At 66.1% G+C, this 17,533-nt stretch carries 20 protein-coding genes; 17 read left to right on the top strand and 3 right to left on the bottom strand.

Annotation, left to right across the window (positions count from 1 at the left end; genetic code table 11):
* A partial coding sequence (gene msrP / locus DK459_RS07780; protein ID WP_233256780.1) for a protein-methionine-sulfoxide reductase catalytic subunit MsrP occupies nt 1–781 on the top strand: 781 nt, incomplete at its 5' end.
* On the top strand, nt 778–1,431 hold the full coding sequence (gene msrQ / locus DK459_RS07785; RefSeq protein ID WP_058207261.1) for a protein-methionine-sulfoxide reductase heme-binding subunit MsrQ: 654 nt from the start codon (nt 778–780) through the stop codon (nt 1,429–1,431). The genes msrP and msrQ, both read left to right, overlap by 4 nt.
* 54 nt (nt 1,432–1,485) lie before the next feature.
* On the opposite strand, the gene DK459_RS07790 is transcribed toward msrQ, so the two are convergent.
* Genes DK459_RS07790 through DK459_RS07800 form a run of 3 tightly spaced genes read right to left on the bottom strand, consistent with a single transcriptional unit; the run spans nt 1,486 to nt 3,583 of the window.
* Entirely contained in the window at nt 1,486–2,277 is a 792-nt protein-coding gene (locus DK459_RS07790) for an N-acetylmuramoyl-L-alanine amidase (RefSeq protein ID WP_370445591.1), read from the bottom strand.
* Complete coding sequence (locus DK459_RS07795) at nt 2,274–2,984, bottom strand: SAM-dependent methyltransferase (RefSeq protein WP_020924700.1); 711 nt, start codon at nt 2,982–2,984, stop codon at nt 2,274–2,276. The genes DK459_RS07790 and DK459_RS07795 overlap by 4 nt, the downstream gene beginning before the upstream one ends.
* Nucleotides 2,981–3,583, bottom strand: coding sequence for a Maf-like protein (locus tag DK459_RS07800; RefSeq protein WP_006389282.1), 603 nt, complete (start codon nt 3,581–3,583; stop codon nt 2,981–2,983). The genes DK459_RS07795 and DK459_RS07800 overlap by 4 nt, the downstream gene beginning before the upstream one ends.
* Before the next feature lie 140 nt (nt 3,584–3,723).
* Between DK459_RS07800 and DK459_RS07805 the strand changes: the two genes are divergently transcribed.
* The 15 genes from DK459_RS07805 (at nt 3,724) to lepB (ending at nt 17,531) form a co-directional block, all read left to right on the top strand.
* On the top strand, nt 3,724–4,380 hold the full coding sequence (locus DK459_RS07805) for a DUF177 domain-containing protein (RefSeq protein WP_049055362.1): 657 nt from the start codon (nt 3,724–3,726) through the stop codon (nt 4,378–4,380).
* Between the two features lie 52 nt (nt 4,381–4,432).
* Nucleotides 4,433–4,615, top strand: coding sequence for a 50S ribosomal protein L32 (gene rpmF, locus DK459_RS07810; RefSeq protein ID WP_006389284.1), 183 nt, complete (start codon nt 4,433–4,435; stop codon nt 4,613–4,615).
* A gap of 59 nt (nt 4,616–4,674) precedes the next feature.
* Nucleotides 4,675–5,742, top strand: a complete 1,068-nt coding sequence (gene plsX, locus DK459_RS07815) for a phosphate acyltransferase PlsX (protein WP_026382573.1) — start codon at nt 4,675–4,677, stop codon at nt 5,740–5,742.
* The gene (locus tag DK459_RS07820) at nt 5,742–6,728 is read left to right on the top strand and encodes a beta-ketoacyl-ACP synthase III (RefSeq protein ID WP_020924696.1); all 987 of its coding nucleotides are present in this window, start codon (nt 5,742–5,744) and stop codon (nt 6,726–6,728) included. The genes plsX and DK459_RS07820 overlap by 1 nt, the downstream gene beginning before the upstream one ends.
* 89 nt (nt 6,729–6,817) lie before the next feature.
* Nucleotides 6,818–7,753 carry an ACP S-malonyltransferase gene (gene fabD, locus DK459_RS07825; RefSeq protein WP_054499409.1) on the top strand — a complete coding sequence of 312 codons (936 nt, stop codon included), beginning with the start codon at nt 6,818–6,820 and terminating at the stop codon, nt 7,751–7,753.
* 4 nt (nt 7,754–7,757) lie between these two features.
* Nucleotides 7,758–8,510 (top strand): 3-oxoacyl-ACP reductase FabG, encoded by a 753-nt coding sequence (gene fabG / locus DK459_RS07830; protein WP_006389289.1) that lies wholly within the window; start codon nt 7,758–7,760, stop codon nt 8,508–8,510.
* Nucleotides 8,511–8,726: 216 nt separating this feature from the next.
* Complete coding sequence (gene acpP, locus DK459_RS07835; protein ID WP_005012191.1) at nt 8,727–8,966, top strand: acyl carrier protein; 240 nt, start codon at nt 8,727–8,729, stop codon at nt 8,964–8,966.
* 189 nt (nt 8,967–9,155) lie between these two features.
* Nucleotides 9,156–10,385, top strand: coding sequence for a beta-ketoacyl-ACP synthase II (gene fabF, locus DK459_RS07840; RefSeq protein ID WP_020924694.1), 1,230 nt, complete (start codon nt 9,156–9,158; stop codon nt 10,383–10,385).
* A gap of 1 nt (nt 10,386) precedes the next feature.
* Nucleotides 10,387–10,881: a hypothetical protein gene (locus DK459_RS07845; protein ID WP_006389291.1), complete on the top strand. Its 495-nt coding sequence runs from the start codon at nt 10,387–10,389 to the stop codon at nt 10,879–10,881.
* A complete protein-coding gene (gene rpoE / locus DK459_RS07850) occupies nt 10,878–11,477 on the top strand; it encodes an RNA polymerase sigma factor RpoE (protein ID WP_006389292.1) in 600 nt (199 codons plus the stop codon). The genes DK459_RS07845 and rpoE overlap by 4 nt, the downstream gene beginning before the upstream one ends.
* Nucleotides 11,478–11,489: 12 nt before the next feature.
* The gene (locus DK459_RS07855; RefSeq protein WP_006389293.1) at nt 11,490–11,999 is read left to right on the top strand and encodes a sigma-E factor negative regulatory protein; all 510 of its coding nucleotides are present in this window, start codon (nt 11,490–11,492) and stop codon (nt 11,997–11,999) included.
* Entirely contained in the window at nt 11,999–13,075 is a 1,077-nt protein-coding gene (locus DK459_RS07860) for a MucB/RseB C-terminal domain-containing protein (RefSeq protein WP_006389294.1), read from the top strand. Before DK459_RS07855 ends, DK459_RS07860 begins: the two co-directional genes overlap by 1 nt.
* A gap of 109 nt (nt 13,076–13,184) precedes the next feature.
* Nucleotides 13,185–14,606, top strand: coding sequence for a DegQ family serine endoprotease (locus DK459_RS07865; protein ID WP_370445592.1), 1,422 nt, complete (start codon nt 13,185–13,187; stop codon nt 14,604–14,606).
* Between the two features lie 224 nt (nt 14,607–14,830).
* On the top strand, nt 14,831–16,624 hold the full coding sequence (gene lepA, locus DK459_RS07870; protein ID WP_006389296.1) for a translation elongation factor 4: 1,794 nt from the start codon (nt 14,831–14,833) through the stop codon (nt 16,622–16,624).
* 22 nt (nt 16,625–16,646) lie between these two features.
* Nucleotides 16,647–17,531: a signal peptidase I gene (lepB, locus tag DK459_RS07875; RefSeq protein WP_006389297.1), complete on the top strand. Its 885-nt coding sequence runs from the start codon at nt 16,647–16,649 to the stop codon at nt 17,529–17,531.
* Nucleotides 17,532–17,533 lie beyond the last annotated feature (2 nt).

Consider the following 17,533-nt stretch of genomic DNA (forward strand, 5'->3'; position numbering starts at 1 on the left):
GGCGTTCAGCGTCATGGACAAACAGACGTCCTTCGCTGATATCACGTCATACAACAACTACTATGAATTCGGGGTCGACAAGGGCGAGCCCGCGGCCAACGCCGGCAAGCTGCAGACCCGGCCCTGGACGGTCAGCGTCGAGGGCGAGGTCGGCAAGCCGCGCACCTTCGATATCGACGAACTGCTCAAGCTCGCGCCGATGGAAGAACGCGTCTACCGGCTGCGCTGCGTCGAGGGGTGGTCCATGGTGATTCCCTGGGTCGGCTATTCGCTGTCGGCGCTGCTCAAGCAGGTCGAGCCCACCGGCAATGCCAAGTACGTGGAATTCGTGACCGCCGTGCAGCGCGAGAACATGCCGGGCGTGCGCGCCGCCATCCTCGACTGGCCCTACGTCGAAGGGCTGCGCATCGACGAGGCCATGCATCCGCTGGCCATGCTGGTGTTCGGCGTCTACGGCAAGATGCTGCCCAACCAGAACGGCGCGCCGCTGCGGCTGGCCGTGCCCTGGAAATACGGCTTCAAGTCGGGCAAGTCGCTGGTCAAGATCCGTTTGGTGGAAAAGCAGCCGGTATCGTCGTGGATCAAGGCCGCGCCGCAGGAATACGGCTTCTATGCCAACGTCAACCCGACCGTGCCGCATCCGCGCTGGAGCCAGGCCACCGAGCGCCGCATCGGCGAGGACGGCCTGTTCTCGCCCAAGCGCAAGACCTTGATGTTCAACGGTTATGCCGAGCAGGTCGCGTCGCTCTACCAGGGCATGGACCTGAAGGCCAACTATTGAAGCCGCCGGTGGCCGATGGCGCGGCCGCGGCCGCGGCGTGCAAGCCGCAATGGTCGGCGCGGGCCGTGGGGCGCGCCAAGCCCTGGCTGTTCCTGTTGGGCCTGGCGCCGTTCGCGCGCTGGATCTGGCTGGGTTTTTCCAACGGCCTGACCGCCAACCCGGTTGAATTCCTGACCCGTTCGTCGGGCACCTGGACGCTGGTGTGCCTGCTCGTGACGCTGGCGATCACGCCCTTGCGGCGCTTGACCGGGCAGCCGGCGCTGGTGCGCGTGCGCCGCATGTGCGGCCTGTTCGCCTTCTTCTATGGCGCCATGCACTTCATGGCCTGGGTCTGGTGGGACCGTGGTCTCGATCCCGTCGCCATGCTGCAGGATATTGGCGAGCGGCCCTTCATCACGGTGGGCTTCGCCGCTTTCGTGCTGATGGCGGCGCTGGCGGCCACCTCCACCCAGTGGGCCATGCGCAAGCTGGGCAGGCGCTGGCAGCAATTGCATCGCGCCATCTATCTCATCGGCCTGCTGGCGGTGTTGCATTACTGGTGGCACAAGGCCGGCAAGAACGACCTGTCGCAGCCGATCCTCTATGCCTCGGTGCTGGCGCTGCTGCTGGGGTGGCGGCTGGTCGCCTGGTGGCGCCGCCGCCCGGGGTGAACCCATCTCGTCGGGCGTGTCGTGTCTTTCGCGGTCACCGCCCGGGGCGTCGGGCTACAGCATGGCAAGCATGATCGCCGCGGTCTCCGCGTCGGGCTGGCCGTCGTGCAGGGCGGGCCGATAGTGCATCTGGAAGGCCGCCAGCACATTGATGGTGGCGCGGTCCAGGGTGCCGGTTTGCGGGCTGGTGTAGCCCAGGCGTTGCAGTTGCTGCTGGAACCAGGCCACGTCGGGCGTGCCCTGGGCCTGCAGCCGTGCCAGGTGCGCGGCGGCGCCGGCTTCGTCGTACCAGCGGCCGATGCCCGCCGCGGCCAGTTGCTTCCAGGGGAACAGCGGGCCGGGATCGACCTTGCGCTGGGGCGCGATATCGCTGTGGCCGACCACGTTCCGGGGCGCGATGCCGTGGCGCTGGATGATGTCGCGCAGCAGGATGGTCAGCGCCCGGATCTGGCGGTCGCCGTAGGCATGCCATTGCGGTTTGCCGTCATCGCCGTCGGTCCAGCCGGGGTTGACGATCTCGATGCCGACCGACGTGCTGTTCATGGCGTTCAGGCCGTACCAGGCGCTTTCGCCGGCGTGCCAGGCGGCGCGGGACTCATCGACCAGCCGGTAGGCGCGGCCGGGCGTATCGATCAGGTAATGGGCGCTGACCTTGCCCTGCGACAGCAGCTTCATCGACAGCGCGTCGTCGGTCGAGGTGTAGTGCAGGACCACGAAGCGCACCCGGCTGCTCTGGCTGGCCGCGGTGATGGAGGTGTCCAGGTCCAGGCCCGCGGGGCCGCGCTGGGCGCAACCGGCCAGGGCCGCCAGGGCCAGCAATACCGCTGCAGATCGGATCATCGTCAGCGCGCCAGGTACAGGAACAGGGTGGGCATCTTGTCCAGCTGCGGGGCGGGCTGCTTCTTCCAGTCGGCGATGGTGCGGGTGACGATCCATTCGTCGGCGGTGGTCAGCGCGCGCGCCACGCACAGCTTGGTGTCGCCCTTCAGGCTGGCCAGCAATGTGGCGAACATGGCGGCGTTGCGGTAGGGGGTCTCGATCAGCAGTTGCGTCTGGTTGTGCCGCGCGGAGTGCTGTTCCCACGCCTTGAGCTGCCTGGCGCGCTCGCCGGCGTCCACCGGCGCGTAGCCGTGGAAGGCGAAGCGCTGGCCGTCCAGCCCGCTGGCCATCAGGCCCAGCAGGATGGAGGAGGGGCCGACCCAGGGCTTGACGGTGATGCCGAGCCGGTGGGCGGCGTCCACCACCTTGGCGCCAGGGTCGGCGACCGCCGGGCAGCCGGCCTCGGATACCAGGCCGATGTCGGCGCCGCGGCGCACCGGCTCGAGCCAGGCGCCGATCTGGGCGGCGTCGGTCTTGTCGCTCAGGGTATGGATGGTGATTTCCTGCAGCGGCCGGGTGGTGCCGACCTGCTTGAGGAAGGCCCGCGCCGTCTTGGCGTTTTCGGCGATGTAGGTGTCCAGGCTGCCGGCCCGCTCGCGCGCGTCGGCGGGCAGCCAGCTTTCGGGGGCGGCGTCGCCCAGCCCCACGGGGATCAGGTGCAGCGAGCCACTCATGCGGCCGCTCCGGGCGCCGTCAGGGGGTCCAGGCCGAAGCCGGCCAGCATCCGGGTCAGGGCGATCAGCGGCAGGCCGATGATGGCGGTGGGGTCATCGCTCTGGATGCTCTCCATCAGGGCGATGCCCAGGCTTTCCGCCTTGGCGCTGCCTGCGGTATCGTAGGGTTCCTCGGCGCGTAGGTAAGCGTCGATGGCCTGGTCGCTCAGGCGCCGGAATCTGCACCGCGTCACGATATCGGCTTTTTCCACGCGATGGCCGTCAGTCACCGCCAACGCGCTGTGAAATTCCACGATCTGCCCGGAAAGTGCGCGCAATTGCGCCTGGGCGCGCGTAAAATCGCCAGGCTTGCCAATGGGTTGGCCGTCCACCGTGGCAACCTGATCCGACCCGATGACGACGCTGCCGGGGTGCCCGCCGGCCACCGCCATGGCCTTGGCCACCGACAGGCGCAGCGCCAGCGCTTCGGGTGATTCGCCTTGCTGTGGCGTTTCGTCCACATCGGGCGAAATGGCGGTGAAGGGCAGGCGCAGGCGGGTGAGCAGTTCTTTGCGGTAGCGCGAGCTGGAGGCGAGGATCAGGCTGGGTTGTGAGGGCATTCGATATTTGACGCTGGGACGTAAGTCACAGTATTATCTAACGTTTTGCGGCATTTTTGCAGGGCAGCATGACCTTTGGGCGGGGCGCACCCCGCGTCAGTCATCGGTTTGGCGCCCTGGGATGGCCGCGAATGCACGGGATGTGCGGGTTGTGCGCGAATGCGCATTTCCGGCGGCCTCGTGCGAAAGGACAGAACATCAAGCCCATCGACGCATTCGCATTCGCCCATTCGGGCAAGGAAGCGCAAGGCACCATACCTCTTGTGCGGTTGACGCGCGCGGTTGACGGACTTCCCGAGCAACCGGCGGGTGAGGCCGGCCTTGTGACGTGGTCCGTGCGCGGCGAGATGGGCAAGGCCGGGCTGCTGCAAGGTCAGCCGCTCCTGCGCATACATGTGCGGGCGAATCCGGTCGTGGTGTGTCAGCGGTGCAATGAGCCGTTCGCCTATCCGGTGGACAGCGAGGTCCTGCTGCAACTGGTCAAGTCCGAAGCCGACCTCGACGACGGCTTTGCCTCCGGCGATCACGCCGCGGGTTTCGACGACGAGGACGAGGACGGCGAGGCAGGAAACGCAGGAAATGGTTTTGTGTCCAACCAGCCTGAAAAGGTGGTGGGTTCGCATCACTTCGATCTGTTGGCCCAGATCGAGGATGAGCTCATTCTGAGCGTTCCGTATGTGCCCAAGCATGATGTATGCCCGGGCGCGCAGGCCAAGGACGGCGAGGCTTCCCAAGAGCCCGTTGTCAAGCGTCCGTCGCCGTTTGCGGTGCTGGAACAACTGAAGCACAAAGATTGAGATCAACATCGGGCCGCATCGCGTACAATGCGCCCCGTTTCTAGGAGTCATCATGGCCGTTCAACAAAACAAGAAGTCCCCGTCCAAGCGCGGTATGCACCGCTCGCACGATTTTCTGGTGAATCCGTCGACCGCGATCGAACCCACCACGGGCGAAACGCACCTGCGTCACCACATCAGCCCCAACGGCTTCTACCGTGGCCGCAAGGTCCTGAAGACCAAGGCCGACGAATAAGGCCCCCGGGCCGAACTCGTACTCGGACCATTTCGGCTGAGCGCTGATACCTGGCACCCGTGATACGCATCGCCATAGACTGTATGGGCGGAGACTTCGGTCTGCCCGTCACGATTCCGGCTGCGATCGAGTTCGCCCGGCAATTTCCGGACACCCGGCTGTTGCTGGTCGGGCTTCCGGACGCTATCGAAGCGGCGCTCTCCGAGCATCGCGGCGTCGAGCGTGATCGCTTCGAGATCGTGGCGGCTTCCGAAGTCGTCACCATGGACGACCCGGTCGAGGTCGCCCTGCGCCGCAAAAAAGACTCCTCCATGCGCCTGGCCGCCCAGTCCGTCAAGGACGGGCGCGCCGACGCCTGCGTTTCCGCCGGCAACACCGGCGCATGGATGGCCATTTCCCGCTATGTGCTCAAGACGCTGGACGGCATAGACCGCCCCGCGATCGCCACGTCCATTCCGAACCAGACGGGCCGCGCCACCACGGTGCTGGACCTGGGCGCGAACGTGGACTGCACGGCCGAGCACCTGCTGCAATTCGCCATCATGGGCGCCGCGCTGTCGCAGGCGGTGGACCATCGCGACAGCCCCACGGTGGGGCTGCTCAACATCGGCGAAGAAGTCATCAAGGGCAACGAGGTCGTCAAGGAAGCCGCCGAGCTCCTGCGCGCCAGCCCGCTGAACTTCTACGGCAACGTGGAAGGCAATGACATTTTCAAGGGCACGGTCGATGTCGTCGTCTGCGACGGTTTCGTCGGCAACGTCGTGCTCAAGTCCGTGGAAGGGCTGGCCAAGATGTTGTCCAGCGTCATCCGCGAAGAGTTCAAACGCAACCTGATCACGCTGCTGGTCGGCGCCCTGGCCAAGCCGGTACTCAACCGCCTGCGCAATCGCGTCGATAACCGCCGCTACAACGGCGCGGCGCTGCTGGGCTTGCGTGGCGTGGTCATCAAGAGCCACGGTTCGGCCGATGCCTACGCTTTCGGCTTCGCCTTGCAACGGGCCCGCGAGGCCGTGGTGAGTAAACTGCTGGAGCGCACCGCTCAGACGGTGGCGCAGATCAACCAGCGCGTCCAGTCGGCTTCGGGGGTTTCGGCGCTCGAACCGGGCGCGGCTGGGGACACCGCTTGATGGATACCGCAATGAAATATTCCGCGATCGCGGGCACCGGCAGCTTCCTGCCGGAACGCGTGGTTTCGAATGACGCCCTGGCGGCCGAACTGGCGACGCGCGATATCGCCACGTCCGACGAGTGGATCGTCGAACGCACCGGCATCCGGCAGCGCCACCTGGCCGAGCGCGGCGTGACCACCAGCCAGTTGGCCACCGAGGCCGCGCGCCGCGCGTTGGCCGATGCCGGTGTCGACGCGTCCGAGGTCGATCTGATCGTGCTGGCCACCTCCACGCCCGATTTCGTGTTCCCCAGCACCGCCTGCCTGGTGCAGGCCAACCTGGGCGCCAAGGGCTCCGCGGCCTTCGACGTGCAGGCCGTGTGCAGCGGTTTCGTCTACGCCCTGACCACCGCCGACAGCTTCATCCGCGCCGGCCGCGCGCGTTGCGCGCTGGTGATCGGCGCCGAAGTGTTTTCGCGCATCCTCGACTGGAACGACCGCAGCACCTGCGTGCTGTTCGGCGACGGCGCCGGCGCGGTGGTGCTCAAGGCTTCCGACAAGCCCGGCATCATGGCCGCGCAGCTGCATGCCGATGGCAGCCAGATGAAGATCCTCAGCGCCGCGGGCAACGTGGCCTATGGTGACGTCACCGGCGATCCGTTCCTGCGCATGGACGGCCAGGCGGTGTTCAAGCAGGCCGTCACGGTGCTGGACCGCTCGGCCCGTGATACTTGCGCGGAAGCCGGGATCGAGATCGCCGATGTCGATTGGTTGATCCCGCACCAGGCCAACGTCCGCATCCTGAATTTCCTGGCGCGCAAGCTTGCCGTGCCGGTCGAGAAGGTTGTCATCACCGTCGACAGCCACGCCAACACCTCCGCGGCCAGCGTGCCGCTGGCGCTGGACGCCGCGCGCCGTGATGGCCGCGTCAAGGCCGGCCAATTGGTCCTGATGCAGGGCGTGGGCGGCGGATTCACCTGGGGTTCGGTACTGGCCCGCATGTAAGGGCGAGTCCGGCATGGCGCGGAGTGCCGCGCCTGCCGGATGGCACGCTCGACATTCCACAGACTCAGAATCAATCCACACGGTCAATCATGAAAATCGCTTTTGTCTTCCCCGGCCAGGGTTCGCAAGCAGTCGGCATGCTCGATGCCTGGGCCGACGTCGCTGCCGTGACCGACACCGTGGCGCGCGCCTCGCAGGCGCTGGGCCAGGACCTGGGCGCGCTGATCGCGCAGGGCCCCACCGAACAGCTCAACCTGACCACCAACACCCAGCCCGCCATGCTGGCGGCCGGCGCCGCGTTCTTCGCGGCCTGGCGCGCGGCGGGCGGCCGTAACCCCGATGTCGTCGCCGGCCACAGTCTGGGCGAATACGCCGCGCTGACGGCCGCCGGCTCGCTGGCGCTCGAAGATGCCGTGCGCCTGGTGCGCGTGCGCGCCGACGCCATGCAGGCCGCCGTGCCGGTCGGCACTGGCGCCATGGCCGCCATCCTCGGCCTGGACGATGACGCCGTGCGCGCTGCCTGCGCCTCGGCGGCCCAGGGTGAAGTGGTCGAAGCGGTCAACTTCAATGCGCCGGCGCAAGTCGTGATCGCTGGCCACAAGGCCGCCGTCGAGCGCGCCTGCGAGTTGGCCAAGGCCGCCGGCGCCAAGCGCGCGCTGCTGCTGCCGGTGTCGGCGCCGTTCCACTCCAGCCTGCTCAAGCCCGCCGCCGACGTGCTGGCCGGCGCGCTGGCCGCGGTGACGGTGGCGGCGCCGCAGATGCCCGTCATCAACAACGTCGATGTCGCCGCCCCGACCGAACCCGGGGCAATCCGGGATGCGCTGGTGCGCCAGGCGTGGCATCCTGTGCGTTGGGTCGAAACGCTGCGCGCCATGAAGGCCCAGGGAGTGACCCACGTCATCGAGTGCGGTCCGGGCAAGGTCCTGACCGGCCTGACCAAGCGTATCGACCCCGAGCTCACCGGCCTGGCCATCACGGATCCGGCCTCGCTCGAAGCCGCGCTGGCCGCGGTCAACGGAAACTAAGACCATGGAAAACACCTCGATCGAACTGCAGGGCAAGATCGCCCTGGTCACGGGCGCCACGCGCGGCATTGGCCGCGCCATTGCGCAGGAACTGGCCGCGCGCGGCGCGGTTGTCGTCGGCACCGCCACGTCGGAATCCGGCGCTGCCGCCATCACCGAGGCGCTGGCCCCGTTCGGCGGCCGTGGCGTGGTGCTGGACGTGACCAATGCCGAAGCCTGCGACGCCTTGATCGACGCGCTCGGCAAAGAAGGCGGTGGCCCCCATATCCTCGTCAATAATGCAGGCATCACCCGCGATACGCTGGCAATGCGCATGAAAGACGACGATTGGTCCGCCGTCATCGACACCAACCTGGCGTCGGTTTTCCGCCTCTCGCGCGCGGTGCTGCGCAACATGATGAAGGCCCGCTGGGGACGCATCATCAACGTCACCTCCGTGGTAGGCTCGAGCGGCAATCCCGGCCAGGCCAACTACGCCGCGGCCAAGGCCGGCGTGGCGGGCATGTCGCGCGCGCTGGCGCGTGAGCTGGGCAGCCGCAACATCACCGTCAATTGCGTGGCGCCCGGCTTCATCGATACCGACATGACGCGCGCCCTGGGCGAGAGCCAGACGGCGGCGCTACTGCAGCAGATTCCGCTGGGCCGCCTGGGTTCGCCGACGGATATCGCCCATGCGGTGGCCTTTTTGTCCGGGCCGCAGGCGGGTTACATTACCGGCACCACCCTGCACGTCAACGGCGGGATGTACATGCAATAAGTCACGAAGCGCGTGGGCGGCCCAGGCCGCCGCGCCGCAGCCGGGCTTTCCGGCGCGGGGCAACGCGCGCTTCATCCGGAAACGCCGCATATCGGCACTCCTGCGCCCCGTAGGCGACAGATCAAAGTGTGCGGTGTTATTTTTGTCACGGCCTGGCGTTTGCAGTACTCTGCGCTTGGCTATAATTCGCGGGATTTTTCCCATTTGGAGATCTGCATGGAAAGCATCGAACAGCGCGTCAAGAAGATCGTCGCTGAACAACTTGGCGTGAACGAAGCCGAGATCAAGAACGAATCCTCCTTCCTTGACGACCTCGGTGCCGATTCGCTCGACATGGTCGAACTGGTCATGGCGCTCGAAGACGAATTCGAGACCGAGATCCCCGACGAAGAGGCCGAAAAGATCACGACCGTGCAACAAGCGATTGATTACATCAATTCGAACGGTAAGCAGTAAGCTCAGCCTATATCCTTCCGGTTGCCCCGAATTCGATTTCGGCGCCAACCGGGAACCGGGGCGGTTTCAGGAATTTGCCGTGTGGTCCACGCGCGGGAAGGGCATTGACGCCCGACCCGCTGTTGCGTGTGCCGCACGCGCAGTGCATCCCGAAAACCGCCTTTCTTTTGTCTGTTTGAGGAGTCATCCGTGAAGCGACGAGTCGTCATCACTGGCCTTGGTATCGTGTCGCCTGTCGGCAACGACCTGACCACCGCTTGGGACAATATCGTCAACGGACGTTCTGGCATCAGCCGCATCACCCGTTTCGATCCCTCGGCCATCACCACCCACATCGCCGGCGAAGTCAAGGACTTCGACATCAGCGCCTATATCTCGGCCAAGGAAGCCCGCCAGATGGATACCTTCATCCATTACGGCCTGGCTGCCGGGATGCAGGCCTGGCGCGACAGCGGCCTGGAAGTCACCGAAGCCAACGCCGAACGCATCGGCGTGATCGTCGGCTCGGGCATCGGCGGCCTGCCGCGCATCGAGGAAACCCAGGTCGAATACATGGCCAAGGGTCCGCGCCGCATCTCGCCGTTCTTCGTGCCGGGTTCGCTGATCAACCTGATCTCCGGCCATCTGTCCATCGCCTACGGCATGAAGGGCCCCAGCTACGCCGTCGTATCGGCCTGCACCACGGGCCTGCACTGCATCGGCGACGCGGCCCGCCTGATCGAGTACGGCGATGCCGACGTCATGGTGGCTGGTGGCGCCGAATCGACCGTGTCGCCGCTGGGCATCGGCGGTTTCGCCGCGATGCGCGCGCTGTCGACGCGCAACGATGATCCTCAGACGGCCTCGCGTCCCTGGGACCGCGACCGCGACGGCTTCGTGCTGGGCGAGGGCGCGGGCGTGCTGGTGCTGGAAGAATACGAACACGCCAAGAAGCGCGGCGCGCGCATCTATGGCGAGTTCGCGGGCTACGGCATGAGCTCCGATGCGCATCACATCACGGCTCCCGACAAGGACGGCCCGCGCCGCGGCGTGCTCAACGCGCTGCGCAACGGCGGCCTGAACCTGGAAGACGTCCAGTACGTCAACGCGCACGGCACCTCGACGCCCCTGGGCGACAAGAACGAAACCGATGCGCTGAAGCTGGCTTTCGGCGACCACGCCAAGAAGCTGGTGGTGAACTCGACCAAGTCCATGACCGGCCACCTGCTCGGCGCCGCCGGCGGCATCGAGGCCGTGTTCACGACGCTGGCCGTCTACAACCAGGTCTCGCCTCCGACCATCAACATCTTCAACCAGGATCCGGAATGCGACCTGGACTACTGCGCCAACGAGGCGCGGCAGATGAAGATCGATGTCGGCCTGTCCAACTCCTTCGGCTTCGGCGGCACCAACGGCTCCATGGCCGTTCGCCGGATCTGATTTGGAAGGCCCAGGCAAGGGGCGCTGGACGTTTGGCGTGCCTGTCCTGCGGCCGCGCGGCGTCGCGGCGTTGCCAGTCCTGGGGCTGGCCGCCGCGGTGGCCAGCATCGTGACCGCGGCTTTCTGGCACGGCACGGCCTGGCTGGCCGGCGCCGCACTGGCCGCATTGCTGTTGGCGGCGGGGCTGTTACACTCGATCCGTTTCAGCCCGTCCCCGGTATCGGCTTTGCGCACGGCAGCCGGGGCTGGCCGCTGGCAGGTACGCCTGCCGGGCGGCTGGCGGGAAGCGTCGCTGGTGGATCAGCGACGCGGACCGGCATGGCTCACTCTCACCCTGCAGCCCTTGCCCTCCGGGAGTATGGCCTTTAACGACCAACAAGTAACTTTTACCGTCTGGCAGACGGCCTTGCCGGCCGACGGCTGGCGGCGCCTGTGCCTATTGGCTGGCGCGGCGCGGCGCGAGCCTGCGGCGGTGCGCTTGCGGGAGGCTCCATGAGCGAGCGCGAAGTCGACGCCGAGCTTGTCGCCCGTGTCCAGCGCGGCGACAAGAAAGCGTTCGATCTGCTGGTGCTCAAATACCAGCGCAAGATCCTGCGCCTGCTGGCTCGCATGATCCGCGATCCGGCCGAGATCGAGGACGTGGCCCAGGAAGCGTTCATCAAGGCCTATCGGGCCCTGCCCCAGTTCCGGGGCGAGAGCGCGTTCTATACCTGGTTGTATCGTATCGCCATCAATACGGCCCGAAATTGGCTCGCCTCGCAGGGGCGGCGGCCGAGCGCGCCCAACGCGATAGAAACGGAAGACGGTGAAACTTTTAACGAAACCGACAACCTAACCGATATAAGCACGCCGGAGTCGATGGTTGCCAGCCGCGAGATCGCCGAGACGGTGAACGCGGCCATCGAGGAATTGCCCGAGGAACTGCGCACCGCAATCGTCCTGCGTGAAATCGAAGGTATGAGTTACGAAGACATCGCCCAGAGCATGGACTGCCCCATTGGTACGGTGCGCTCCCGCATTTTCCGTGCGCGAGAGGCCATCGCGACCAAGTTGCGCCCATTGCTAGGCACCGATGCCGAGCGTCGCTGGTAAGGAGTGGCAGTCATGCAGACTACAGCAGCCAAGTCCGTCGTTTCCTCGGAGTCCTCCTGGGAGGAATCCGTTTCCGCCTGGATGGACGGAGAAGAAACCGACGATATTCTTCCCGGCCTGTTGACCCGCGAGGGGCGGCAGACCTGGGATACCTATCACCTCATTGGTGATGCCCTGCGCAACAGTGATCTGGCGCTGACGCCCAGCGCCAGTTTCCATGCCCGCCTGTCGCGCGCGCTGGATGCCGAGCTGCCGATCGTGGCCGCGCCGCGGCGCCGCTCGCCGCTGCGCCTGGGCCTGTCCGGCCTGGCGGTGGCGGCCGCGGTCGCCACGGTGGCCTGGGTGGCCCAGCCCTACCTGGCGGGCGGCAATCCGGGCGCTGAAACCCGCGTGCTGGCCGACGCCAGCCTGGGCAGCTCCACCGACACTTCGGGCCTGAGCGACTACCTGGAGGCCCATCGCCAGATGGCCGGCCCCAGCGCGGTGCGCCAGGTGTCGTTCGATGTCGGAGCGGGGCGCTGATGGCCCTTGTGCTTCCGACCCGTTGGCCGGTGCTGGGAAGGGCTGCCTCGTGGCAGGCCCACCGCGCCGGCTGGTTCGCCGCTACGCTTCTGACCGCTTTTCTGGCCGCGCATGACCCCGCGCGCGCCGCCGACGCCGCTCCCGCCCAGCAGGGCGATGACGTGGTCCAATTGCTCTCGCGCATCCAGCAGGCTGCGCGCAAGCAGGACTACGCCGGCGTATTCATGTATCAGCAGGGCGAGACGATCCAGTCGTCGCGCCTGGTGCACGTCGTCGACGGCACCGGCGAGCGCGAGCGCCTCGAGATCCTCGATGGCCAGCCGCGCGAATACCTGCGCCACAACGAAGACGTGCAGTGCCTGATTCCCGAGCGCAAAACGGTGTTGCTCGAACGCCGCCGCGGCGATCGCTTCCCTGGGCTGCTGCTGGGCGATCCCGCCAACCTGACCGAACACTACAAGATCCGCACCGAGTCGGCGCTGCACCGCGTCGCCGGGCGCGAATGCCGGTTGATCACTATCGAACCGCTGGACAAGTTGCGCTATGGCTATCGCCTCTGTGCCGATGTCGAAACCAATCTGCTGCTGAAGGCCCAGACCCTCAATGCCGCCCGCGGCGTGGTCGAGCAGGTGTCGTTCACGTCCCTGCGCCTGGGAGCCGACGTCGACCCGCAATCGCTGTCGTCGCGCTGGAACACGCGCGACTGGCGCGTGCTCGAGCCTTCGATGAAGTCCGTGGACCTGAGCGCCCAGGGTTGGCGCATCCCGGCGCCCAAGGGCTTTGTGGTGGTCATGCAGGTGGCGCGCTCGATGGGGCGCGGCGCGACGGTCAACCAGATGGTGCTGTCGGATGGACTGGCGGCCATTTCGGTGTTCATCGAGCCTTACGACAGCCAGCGCGGCCATCATCCTCCGCCTGGCGCGGCGCAGCGCGGTTCCATTACCGTGTATGGCACGCGCATCGCCGACTACTGGCTGACGGCCGTGGGCGAAGTGCCCGTGGCGACGCTGGAACAATTGGCGGAAGCGACCGAATACGTACCCGTGACGAACGCTCCGGCGGCCGATTCCAAGTGAAGCGCGGCCGCCGCGGCAAGAAGTGATTTCGGAGCAACATATGAAAGCATTGATGGTGTCGAACCCCGGTCTGCGCCGCTTCCTGGCGGCCGCGACGGCGGGGCTCCTGATGTCGGCCGCGTTCGCGCCCGTCTCCCTGGCGCAGGCCCCGGCGGCCGACACGCCGACTCCGACGGTGGCGCTGCCTGACTTCACCAGCATCATCGAGAAGGCCGATCCGGCGGTCGTGAACATCCGCACCACGGCGACGGTGCCGATCCGCGGAGTGGGCCCGGGCGGCAACGATCCCGCCGAGCTGTTCCGCTGGTTCTTCGGCCCCGATTTCCAGCCGCCGGGCCAGGCGCCCGGTCCGCGCCAGCGCCCGCAGCCGCAGCAACCCGAGGAGCGTACCGTGCCGCGTGGCGTGGGCTCGGGTTTCTTCATCTCGGATGACGGCTACATCATGACCAACAACCACGTGGTCAGCGACGCAACCGACATCTACGTCACCCTCACCGACGGCCGCGAGTTCAAGGCCAAGGTCATCGGCACCGACGAGCGCACCGACGTGGCGCTGATCAAGATCGAAGCCAAGGACATGACGCCGCTGGTGATCGGCGATCCCAAGAAGCTCAAGAAGGGCCAGTGGGTGCTGGCGATCGGCTCGCCGTTCGGCCTGGATTCCACCGTCACGTCGGGTATCGTCAGCGCCATCGGCCGCGATACGGGCGAATACCTGCCGTTCATCCAGACGGACGTGGCGGTCAACCCGGGCAATTCGGGCGGTCCGCTGATCAACCTGGCGGGCGAGGTGGTGGGCATCAACTCCCAGATCATCTCGCGCAGCGGCGGCTTCATGGGTATTTCGCTGGCCATCCCGATCGACGAGGCGATGCGGGTGGTGGACCAGCTGCGCGCCACTGGCAAGGTCACGCGCGGCCGCGTGGGCGTCCAGATCGGCGAAGTGGGCAAGGACGTGGCCGAGGCCATCGGGCTGCCCAAGGCCGAAGGCGCCCTGGTGAGCAGTGTCGAGGTCGATGGTCCGGCCGAACAGGCCGGCGTGCAGCCGGGCGACGTGATCCTGACCTTCAACAAGGAACCGATCAAGCGCTGGACCGATCTGCCCCGCATCGTCGGTGAAACCAAGCCGGGCACGCGCGCCGACATGGAAGTGTGGCGCAAGGGCAAGAAGATGACCCTGTCGGTCAAGGTGGGCGAGATTCCCGTGGACAAGGCGGTGCCGGGCAAGAAGGGCGCGACGCCCGCGCCGGAAGTCACCAATGCGCTGGGTCTTGGCGTGGTGGACGTGCCCGCCGACGTGCAGAAGAAGCTGCGTATCAAGGGCGGCGTGCAGGTCAAGGTCGCCGAAGGCGCGGCCGCCAAGGCCGGGCTGCAGGAAGGCGATATTGTGTTGGCTCTGAACGACACCGACGTCACCGGCGCCAAACAGTTCGCGGAGCTGGTCGGCAAGCTGGACAAGGGCCGCGCGGTCGGTCTGCTGGTACGCCGCGGCGAGCAGACCCAGTGGGTGGCGGTGCCCGCAAGCAAATAAGGCCCAAGACCGGCTAAAATGGCTGGTTGCCGCAAGAGGGGGCGCCTGGCGCCCCCTCGTTTTTGCCCGTGCCGCCGTCGATCGCGGGCGGGCAGGGCGGCCGGGCGGCGCGACCGCGGGCATCCGCCCTTGACGCGCCAGCCGCAACCCTGTCAGCCGTGCCTACCCTGGTGGCGGCGTCTTCCGGCAGTTTGCCGAATGTTCCGTCCCTTTTAAACTCAAGCATGCAGCATATTCGCAACTTCTCCATCATTGCCCACATCGATCACGGCAAATCGACCCTGGCCGATCGCCTGATCCAGCGCTGCGGCGGATTGGCGGATCGCGAAATGTCGGCCCAGGTGCTCGACTCCATGGAGATCGAGCGTGAGCGCGGCATTACCATCAAGGCCCAGACGGCCGCCCTGCACTACAAGGCGCAGGACGGCAAGATCTACAACCTGAACCTGATCGACACCCCGGGGCACGTCGACTTCTCGTACGAAGTCAGCCGCTCGCTCTCTGCCTGCGAGGGCGCGCTGCTGGTGGTTGACGCCTCGCAGGGCGTCGAAGCGCAGACCGTGGCCAACTGCTACACCGCCATCGAGCTGGGCGTGGAAGTGCTGCCGGTGCTGAACAAGATGGACCTGCCGCAGGCCGATCCGGACGGCGCGCGCCAGGAGGTCGAGGACGTCATCGGCATTGACGCCTCGCAGGCGGTGCTGGCCAGCGCCAAGACCGGCATGGGCATCGACGAGATCCTCGAGGCCATCGTGGCGCGCGTGCCGGCTCCCCAGGGCGATCCCGAGGCGCCGCTGCAGGCGCTGATCATCGATTCGTGGTTCGACAACTACGTGGGCGTGGTGATGCTGGTGCGCATCGTCAACGGCATGCTCAAGCCCAAGGACAAGATCCTGCTGATGGCTTCCGGCGCCACCCACCTGTGCGAGCAGACCGGGGTGTTCACGCCCAAGTCGCAGCAGCGTCCGCACCTGTCGGCGGGCGAGGTGGGCTTCATCATCGCCGGCATCAAGCAACTCGAGGACGCCAAGGTGGGCGACACCGTGACGCTCGCGAGCAAGCCTGCGGCCGCGCCGCTGCCCGGCTTCAAGGAAGTCAAGCCGCAGGTGTTCGCCGGCCTCTACCCGGTCGAAAGCTCCGAATACGACCAACTGCGCGATTCGCTCGAGAAGCTCAAGCTGAACGACGCCGCGCTGATGTTCGAGCCCGAAGTGTCGCAGGCGTTGGGCTTTGGCTTTCGCTGCGGCTTCCTCGGCCTGCTGCACATGGAGATCGTGCAGGAGCGCCTGGAGCGCGAGTTCGACATGGACATCATCACCACCGCGCCGTCGGTGGTGTACGAGGTCGAGCAGCGCGATGGTTCGGTGATCACCGTCGAAAGCCCGTCGCGCATGCCGGAGATCGGCAAGATCGCCGACATCCGCGAGCCGATCGTGAAGGTCACGCTGTTCATGCCGCAGGACTACGTCGGTCCCGTGATGACGCTGTGCAACAACAAGCGCGGCGTGCAGATCAACATGAGCTATCACGGCCGCCAGGTGCACCTGGTGTACGAGATCCCGCTGGCCGAGATCGTGCTGGACTTCTTCGACAAGCTCAAGTCGGTGTCGCGCGGCTATGCCTCGATGGACTATGAGTTCCTCGAATACCGCTCGGCCGACGTGGTGCGGGTGGACCTGCTGATCAACAACGACCGCGTCGACGCGCTGGCCGTGATCGTCCACCGCAGCAACGCCCGCCACCGCGCGCGCGACGTGGTGACGCGCATGCGCGGCCTGATTCCGCGGCAGATGTTCGACGTGGTGATCCAGGCCGCCATCGGCGCCGAAATCATCGCCCGCGAGAACGTCAAGGCGCTGCGCAAGAACGTGCTGGCCAAGTGCTATGGCGGCGACATCTCGCGCAAGAAGAAGCTGCTGGAAAAGCAGAAGGCGGGCAAGAAGCGCATGAAGCAGGTCGGTACCGTGGAAATTCCGCAAGAGGCCTTCCTGGCCATCCTGCAGGTGGAAGACAAATAGAACCCGAGAAGGCGGTTAGCTGATGAGTTGGAACTTTGCCCTGATCCTGTTTGTTCTGCTGGTGCTGACCGGCATTATCTGGGCGCTCGATCTGGCCGTATTGCGGCGCGGCCGCGAGCGCCGGGCGCAAGAGGCGATGGCGCAGTACGACGCGGCGCTGATCGGCGATTCGCAAGAAGCCGAGCGCCTGCGGCGCGAGGCCGGCGACAAGGCCCGTCGCGTGCCGTGGTGGATCGAATACGCGGTCAGCTTCTTCCCCGTGATCCTGTTCGTGTTCGTGCTGCGATCGTTCGTGGTGGAACCGTTCCGCATTCCGTCGGGTTCGATGCTGCCGACGCTGCAATCCGGCGATCTGATCCTGGTGAACAAGTTCAGCTACGGCCTGCGCCTTCCGGTCATCGACAAGAAGGTGGTCGATATCGGCAAGCCGCAGCGCGGCGACGTGTTCGTGTTCCGCTACCCGGTGGACCCGGACGTCGACTACATCAAGCGCGTGGTGGGCCTGCCGGGCGACGAAGTGGCGTACATCGACAAAAAGCTGTACGTGAACGGCCAATTGGTGACGCATGTGCGGGATGGCGATTATTTCGAACCCGACCGTGTCTCTTATATCGCACAATATAAAGAAAAATTAGGCGAAGTTAGCCACAATATCCTGCTTGATGAAGGCAGGCCGCAGGAATATCGCCCGCAATACCAATTTCCCAACCTCGGGAACTGCCAATATTCCCGCGATGGGGTACGCTGCAAAGTACCGGAGGGGCAATACTTCGCCATGGGCGATAATCGGGACAACAGCGCCGACAGCCGATACTGGGGTTTCGTGCCGGAATCCAATATCGTCGGAAAGGCGTTCTTCATCTGGATGAATTTCAGCGATCTCAGCCGCATCGGCCGGTTCAACTGATT

Source organism: Achromobacter sp. RW408, assembly GCF_003184165.1.
Taxonomy (GTDB): domain Bacteria; phylum Pseudomonadota; class Gammaproteobacteria; order Burkholderiales; family Burkholderiaceae_B; genus Achromobacter; species Achromobacter xylosoxidans.

Coding starts and splice junctions, on each gene's coding strand:
- DK459_RS07865 (WP_370445592.1), top strand. CDS start 13,185: ATGTCGGCCGCGTTCGCGCCCGTCTCCCTGGCGCAGGCCCCGGCGGCC.
- DK459_RS07860 (WP_006389294.1), top strand. CDS start 11,999: ATGGCCCTTGTGCTTCCGACCCGTTGGCCGGTGCTGGGAAGGGCTGCC.
- rpoE (WP_006389292.1), top strand. CDS start 10,878: ATGAGCGAGCGCGAAGTCGACGCCGAGCTTGTCGCCCGTGTCCAGCGC.
- DK459_RS07820 (WP_020924696.1), top strand. CDS start 5,742: ATGGATACCGCAATGAAATATTCCGCGATCGCGGGCACCGGCAGCTTC.
- lepA (WP_006389296.1), top strand. CDS start 14,831: ATGCAGCATATTCGCAACTTCTCCATCATTGCCCACATCGATCACGGC.
- lepB (WP_006389297.1), top strand. CDS start 16,647: ATGAGTTGGAACTTTGCCCTGATCCTGTTTGTTCTGCTGGTGCTGACC.
- rpmF (WP_006389284.1), top strand. CDS start 4,433: ATGGCCGTTCAACAAAACAAGAAGTCCCCGTCCAAGCGCGGTATGCAC.
- acpP (WP_005012191.1), top strand. CDS start 8,727: ATGGAAAGCATCGAACAGCGCGTCAAGAAGATCGTCGCTGAACAACTT.
- DK459_RS07795 (WP_020924700.1), bottom strand. CDS start 2,984: ATGAGTGGCTCGCTGCACCTGATCCCCGTGGGGCTGGGCGACGCCGCC.
- DK459_RS07800 (WP_006389282.1), bottom strand. CDS start 3,583: ATGCCCTCACAACCCAGCCTGATCCTCGCCTCCAGCTCGCGCTACCGC.
- DK459_RS07855 (WP_006389293.1), top strand. CDS start 11,490: ATGCAGACTACAGCAGCCAAGTCCGTCGTTTCCTCGGAGTCCTCCTGG.
- DK459_RS07805 (WP_049055362.1), top strand. CDS start 3,724: ATGTGCGGGTTGTGCGCGAATGCGCATTTCCGGCGGCCTCGTGCGAAA.
- fabD (WP_054499409.1), top strand. CDS start 6,818: ATGAAAATCGCTTTTGTCTTCCCCGGCCAGGGTTCGCAAGCAGTCGGC.
- fabG (WP_006389289.1), top strand. CDS start 7,758: ATGGAAAACACCTCGATCGAACTGCAGGGCAAGATCGCCCTGGTCACG.